Origin of the sequence: Microseira sp. BLCC-F43, from assembly GCF_041929235.1 — a bacterium.
Lineage (GTDB): Bacteria > Cyanobacteriota > Cyanobacteriia > Cyanobacteriales > Aerosakkonemataceae > Microseira.
Genome location: NZ_JBHFNP010000166.1, coordinates 1 through 5,688 on the forward strand (window position 1 = coordinate 1; position 5,688 = coordinate 5,688).

Sequence of the window (5,688 nt, forward strand, 5' to 3'; positions counted from 1 at the left end):
TGAATGCGATCGTAACAGTTAGACTAAATTCAGCAGTATGACACTCTTGCATTTAATACGACGATGACTGAAATTACCCTATCTCTACCAGAGGAAACATTACTGGCGCTAAAGTTAGATCCCCAGCAACTGGGAGAAGAAATGCGTCTAGCAGCAGCAATTAAGTTTTATGAGTTAGGTCGGCTTTCCTCTGGGATGGCGGCAACGTTTGCCGGAATTCCTAGAGTTGTTTTCCTGAGTAAGCTAGCAGACTACGGTGTGGACACCTTTCGCTTCACAGAAGCGGAGTTAATTGAGGATTTGGCGAATGCCTGAGATGATCGGCGATACTTCGCCAATTCAGTAGCTTTATCAAGCAGGCTTACTGGACTTACTGCCTACACTGTACGGACAGGTTATCTTGCCTCAAGCCGTTGCAGATGAACTTGCTGAAGGTCGAAATCTTGGTGTGTCGCTTCCCGATCCGGTAACACTATCTTGGCTGATTCTGCGACAAGCTCAAGACTTAACTCCTTTAGCCTCGGTTGTGAATGTTTTGGGTGCAGGAGAGCGAGAAGCTTTGGCGTTGGCGTTGGAAATTCCTGATTCAATTGTGCTACTAGATGATGCCCCTGCTAGACGGTATGCCCGCAGGTTGGGAATTAAATTTACAGGAACACTTGGTGTGCTTTTGAAAGCCAAACAATCTGGTCATTTAACGACTGTGTTACCAATTCTTGACCAGCTTGATAGCCTTGGTTTTCGGCTCGATTCAGTCACTCGCGCATCCGTACTAAAGCTAGCCTGCGAATGAGCAGAATCTTCTTAATTCTTTTCCCTCCTCCCTTCAATAGCGTTGCTGAAAAATATTTCTGCAATCAGTTTTGTTTGTAGCTGTGTTGACTAATCGATATGGCTACCTAGCACCAATTAACCCTCTTCCCAATAAGTAGAATAATGAGCAGACGATTGCGATCGCAATGATAGGATACCGCAATGCATCGGTGCTGCTAGAGGTGCGGGGGGCGGTAAGTCCAGGTTTATCGAGCAACTTCGGCTTATCTTGGATGGTACAGGACTTACGCAACGACACTAAATATGGTGGATTGGTGCGTTACGCGCTTCGCTAACACACCCTACATGCAGAAACTTTGCGTAAGTCCTGTGGTAGATACTTTCGTGCGGCGCGTTTCTGAACTAGCAAAATTGATGCGCTACCATAGGATTGATGTAATTCATGTCTGAACTTCCCTGATTACTCTATGTACGAAGCCTTTATCGATTTAGATGAACTGATAGTACGATGCAGAGATAAATTATCTAGAAAGTTTATCCAAGAGGCTGTTTCTTGTTACCGCGCTGGTGCATTTCGTTCTTGTATTGTCGCCACATGGAACGCAGTAGTTTTTGACTTTCTACACAAACTCAGAGAGTTAGAACTTTTTGGAGCTCCAGAAGCTGCGAACTTACTAGAAGAATTTGATAAGTTAAGAGGTTCAGGTAAACAGTTTAGAGATCTTTGGCAATTTGAGTCTAATATTCCTGAGATTGCACTCACGAAATTTGAACTAATCTCAACTGTAGAGAAATCAGACATTGAAAGACTGTTTGAAGATCGAAGCCGATGTGCTCATCCTTCCATGACTTCTTTGGAAGAGCCATTTGAAGCAACAGCCGAGCTAGCACGCTATCACTTGAGAAGTGCAGTAACACATCTTTTAGAGCGTCCGCCTGTTCAAGGGCGTGCTGCCCGCGAGAGAATTTTTCAGGACATTAAATCTGAATACTTTCCAGTAGATCCAGAATTAGCAATAAAGTATTTTCAAAAAAGTCCATTGGCTAGAGCGCGATTTGTATTGGTCAAAAATATTGTTAGCGGTTTAACGAAAAGTTTGTTAATAGATGACCTTCCAGAAGATGAAAGGTCACGTCAGTTTTCAGCAATGAATGCTATATCAAATATGTATCCTCACGAAACAAAAGAGATATTGAATACTCAACTATCTGACATTATTCTCAATCGAGTTATGGATGAGAATTGGGATAAAGCTATCGTTTATCTTGGAAGCATTACTGCTTGGGATAGTCTCAGTGAACCATGTAGGTTAAAAGCGGAAGCTTACATTGATAAAATTGATATATTTGAAACATATCAATTTGTATTTGAAACATATCAAAAATCCGTCAAGGGACTTTCACAAAAAGTTATATCTATATTAGTAAAAGCATCTCGTATAAATTTCTTGAGAGAATCTGTAGTTAAGAAGCTTCGGATTCCTGTGAAGGACTTACTCTCATTAAGAGAAACTTGTAAAGATAACGTGTTTAAGGAGAAAATACTTATTCCCCTTTTGCGAGAATTGTCGTCGCAAGCTACTTTAGACGAGCTACTTTTAATGAGAGCCGAAACCTTACTGAAATCGGATGAGAGTATTCAAGCCTATACGAAAGAGAAAATTAAGGCTGCCTCATTAAGAGAGTTAACCTCAATAGCATCCAAGCATCAAGATAATTGGCTTATTGATTTAATTGAGTCTGACTTAAAGGTAAAGATCCCCACTGGAAATTTAAGAGATTTACTTCAAACCAAATCCGAATATAAATCAATAAACGAGCCAAAAGTTGAAATAATTGAATTATTTGATAATTTTATTATTCAAGAATTTAAAGAACAGGTAGAAACCATGTCAATAGAGAAAACAGTTTTGTTAATGAGAAGAGAAGATGGATTGCTTATTGATTTAATTGAGCCTCACTTAGAGGAGAAGATTTCTACTTCCAGCCTAAAGGATTTACTTGGTGCAGCAAATTTAATGGACAAGTACAACTTGATAGATGAACCAAAATCTAAAATACTTAAGTTGCTTAACGACTCTATTACTCAGCAGGTTAAAGCTGCTTCTTTTGATGATTTACTTGATCAAAGAAGGTATTGGGACATACTTCCAGATGAAATAATTGAATAGATTTTGAAAAATAATGTTTCAGCAATAATTGATAATTTCGCCAACTCTATCTCTTTTGACTCTGCTGGTAGTAATTCTAGGTTGCTAGTTAAAATTGCTGAATATTTGACTACAACACAATGGGAAAATATTTTAGAGGCTTTTTTCCAAAACAATCAGATTTACTCTTCATATCGTTGCTATGGGGAATTTAAATCTTTATTTAAGAAGTCTTACGAACTTAGTAATTCTGTGCAGCCTTATTGGCTCAATTTTCGGGAGAAGCTTAATCAGTTCGATGATGAAGACAGCAACAGTCTGAAGCGCCTGATCGATGAGTATGTATAAAAATGACGGTTTGCGATACTCCCAGCTTAGTTTATCGGCTAAATTGTGGCGCAGATGATTTTATTTGCAAGCCAATTAAACGAAAATATCTGCTGGCGAAGATTCGGGCATTGTTGCGGTTGAAGTCTGCGATTGATGAACGCGATCGCACAATTGCCAATACTCACCAAATTGCATTGCAGCGAGAGGATTTTGTTAGACAACTAACTCATGACTTGCGTAATCCATTGTTAGCAGCTCATGAAGTGTTAAATTCCTTATATCAAGGAAATTATGGTTGCAGTTTGGATGATTTTGAATCTGTAATTGCCCGGTTGATGAGGAACAATCAAAACCTTTTGGATTTGGTCAATACTTTGTTAGCGGTTTACGAGTATGAAGCTGGTAAGAAACCCAAGTCGTTTTTGCGATTAGATTTGGCTCAATTGATTGCAGAGGTGATTGAAGAGTTCAACCCTTTGGCAGTTGCCAAAGGACTGATGATTGATTGGCAACAGCATTTAACGTCAGTCTGGGTAATGAGCGATCGCTTGCAATTGCGGCGGGTGTTCGTCAATCTGATCTCAAATGCAATTAAATTCACAAATTCGGGTTCGATTTGCGTGAGTTGTCATTTGTCCGATAGATCTCAATTTGTTGAAGTTTTAGTGCAAGATACAGGAATTGGAATTGATGCGGAATACTTGTCTGATTTGTTCCAACCGTTTCACCGGGGAAATCATAACTGTTTGGGTACGGGATTGGGGCTTTATCTTTCCAAGCAAATTGTGGAAGCCCATCAAGGTTCTATAGAGGTTACATCTGAGTTAGGTAAAGGGTGTTTTATTAAGGTTGTTTTGCCTTCATATGTTTCATCCCATTAATCACAAGTTTCCCTAAGATTAATCTATCTCAGGTTGTGGTATTGGGGGATTGATGTCAGTTACTTGTTCAATACTGTAAATGTGTTTAAAGGGTTCAATCTCAGATTCAGACAGGGTATTGATGACAATCTCAAATCTCAATTCGTTGGGGACTTTGGTAGCTAGCAAGGCTTGCTTATTTTCCATCTATAGCGGCTTATTTCTGTCGAGCATCAAAATATAAGTTCCTGAACTAGCTGTTTCAAGTTGCGCGGTGAATTTCTCTGACTGATAGACTTGAATGTTATTTTCATCTTTTTCGCCCATCAAGTTCAATCTTTGCAGCATCAAGGGGATGACGTATTGATGGATATCATTTTGTGTCTGGCTGTTGTTGAGTTGAGTATCTTGCTCGTACATTAGTTCTAGATCTGCCCTGGTTATTTCTGATGGTTCGAGTTGGACATCTTTTGTTTCTTTCAGTTCTATGTTGTTATTTGTCTCAAAATTTTGCTCAATAGAGGTGTCTATATTTTCGCTTTGATTTTCAATGTAAGTAAAATTTAAGACGGTTTTAATCGATTCTTCCACCGATAATCCAGTGTTGACATTAAGAATCATCTGGGAAAGAGCTTTAATCGAGTCACTCTGAGAAACTGGTTCAATATTTTGACTCGGTTCTGCTACGGTTTGATAGTCAAGATAATCGAGAATTTTGCTCAGGGTGAGTGCTGTCTGACCGATTGAAATATCGGGATTAACGCGGCGGCATTCTTCTGTTAGTGCGAACAGAGCGTCTGTTGTTGTTGCCATAAGTTTTCTGACATAGCTAGCCTAACACCATTCCCAGTCAGATTTTAGGGAAATTGTTTGTAGGTTTGCTAGTAACTTTTGATAGAGAGCGGCTTCCTGCGTTATATCAAAAGTTATACAGCAATTCTTGGATTTATTTTTGTTGAGGAATATGGTTAAGGGGTTGAATTGTTATGCGCGAACCGATTTTTAAACCTAGCCTCTCCACCTGACCTCCGCGTAATTCCAACACCTGATTGACTGGAATGGCTGAACTATAAGTTGGACAAGGTTTAGTCTTGCAAGGAGGGACGTTGGGTGCGTTCGCGAAGCGTGCCTAAAGGCGTATCGCTTTTATCACCCCATCCTTTAAAAACAGGATATCCAAATGTATCTGCACATTTTTCATCCAAAAGTTAACTGTCTGCGGTGGGTGAATTAAGAACAGCATTCCTCGGTTTGCTGGTAACTCAGTACGGTACATTAAACCAACAGCTTGCTGCTGGGGTGTGCGGGCTACTTCTAAACCAATGACCTGGTTTGCAACTAGCGCTTTTGCTGAAATAGGGAGAGATTGAGGTTGATGAGGGATGTTAGAAACTAAACTGAGAACAACTGGCCCTACAACTAACAATCCACCTAATAACCAGCCAATTTTATCAAGGTTGTTGGCAGCTTGATTTATCCAGGGATTACCGATAAAACGCGAGTTTAAACTCGGCGATCTTCGATTGGCAGAGGAAATAAGATGCGTGGATTTAGGTGTTTTTAAATTAGCCATA

At 39.8% G+C, this 5,688-nt stretch carries 9 protein-coding genes; 6 read left to right on the forward strand and 3 right to left on the reverse strand.

Translation table 11 applies throughout. The features are described 5' to 3' along the window. Positions 1–63: 63 nt before the first annotated feature. The 6 genes from ACE1CM_RS23180 to ACE1CM_RS23205 all read left to right on the forward strand — a co-directional run bounded on the left by ACE1CM_RS23180 (position 64) and on the right by ACE1CM_RS23205 (position 4,135). Entirely contained in the window at positions 64–315 is a 252-nt protein-coding gene (locus tag ACE1CM_RS23180; protein ID WP_374880780.1) for a UPF0175 family protein, read from the forward strand. Positions 316–400: 85 nt separating this feature from the next. Next, entirely contained in the window at positions 401–793 is a 393-nt protein-coding gene (locus ACE1CM_RS23185) for a DUF3368 domain-containing protein (RefSeq protein WP_374880782.1), read from the forward strand. Between the two features lie 166 nt (positions 794–959). Continuing rightward, positions 960–1,109, forward strand: coding sequence for a hypothetical protein (locus tag ACE1CM_RS23190; RefSeq protein WP_374880784.1), 150 nt, complete (start codon positions 960–962; stop codon positions 1,107–1,109). A gap of 132 nt (positions 1,110–1,241) precedes the next feature. Further along, positions 1,242–2,945 (forward strand): hypothetical protein, encoded by a 1,704-nt coding sequence (locus ACE1CM_RS23195; RefSeq protein WP_374880786.1) that lies wholly within the window; start codon positions 1,242–1,244, stop codon positions 2,943–2,945. A gap of 105 nt (positions 2,946–3,050) precedes the next feature. Continuing rightward, positions 3,051–3,272 (forward strand): hypothetical protein, encoded by a 222-nt coding sequence (locus tag ACE1CM_RS23200; RefSeq protein ID WP_374880788.1) that lies wholly within the window; start codon positions 3,051–3,053, stop codon positions 3,270–3,272. A gap of 2 nt (positions 3,273–3,274) precedes the next feature. Beyond that, on the forward strand, positions 3,275–4,135 hold the full coding sequence (locus ACE1CM_RS23205) for an ATP-binding protein (protein ID WP_374880790.1): 861 nt from the start codon (positions 3,275–3,277) through the stop codon (positions 4,133–4,135). An 18-nt stretch (positions 4,136–4,153) separates the two neighbouring features. Here the strand turns inward: ACE1CM_RS23205 and ACE1CM_RS23210 are convergent, their stop codons facing one another. The 3 genes from ACE1CM_RS23210 to ACE1CM_RS23220 form a co-directional block, all read right to left on the reverse strand. Then, on the reverse strand, positions 4,154–4,321 hold the full coding sequence (locus ACE1CM_RS23210; RefSeq protein WP_374880792.1) for a hypothetical protein: 168 nt from the start codon (positions 4,319–4,321) through the stop codon (positions 4,154–4,156). After that, positions 4,322–4,927, reverse strand: a complete 606-nt coding sequence (locus ACE1CM_RS23215; RefSeq protein WP_374880794.1) for a hypothetical protein — start codon at positions 4,925–4,927, stop codon at positions 4,322–4,324. A gap of 316 nt (positions 4,928–5,243) precedes the next feature. After that, positions 5,244–5,688 (reverse strand): DUF192 domain-containing protein (locus ACE1CM_RS23220; protein ID WP_374880796.1); only part of this gene is annotated, 445 nt, incomplete at its 5' end.

Excerpts from the sequence above, each read along its gene's own strand:
- ACE1CM_RS23180 (WP_374880780.1), top strand. The coding sequence starts at position 64 with ATGACTGAAATTACCCTATCTCTACCAGAGGAAACATTACTGGCGCTA.
- ACE1CM_RS23205 (WP_374880790.1), top strand. The coding sequence starts at position 3,275 with ATGACGGTTTGCGATACTCCCAGCTTAGTTTATCGGCTAAATTGTGGC.
- ACE1CM_RS23210 (WP_374880792.1), bottom strand. The coding sequence starts at position 4,321 with ATGGAAAATAAGCAAGCCTTGCTAGCTACCAAAGTCCCCAACGAATTG.
- ACE1CM_RS23215 (WP_374880794.1), bottom strand. The coding sequence starts at position 4,927 with ATGGCAACAACAACAGACGCTCTGTTCGCACTAACAGAAGAATGCCGC.
- ACE1CM_RS23190 (WP_374880784.1), top strand. The coding sequence starts at position 960 with ATGATAGGATACCGCAATGCATCGGTGCTGCTAGAGGTGCGGGGGGCG.
- ACE1CM_RS23195 (WP_374880786.1), top strand. The coding sequence starts at position 1,242 with ATGTACGAAGCCTTTATCGATTTAGATGAACTGATAGTACGATGCAGA.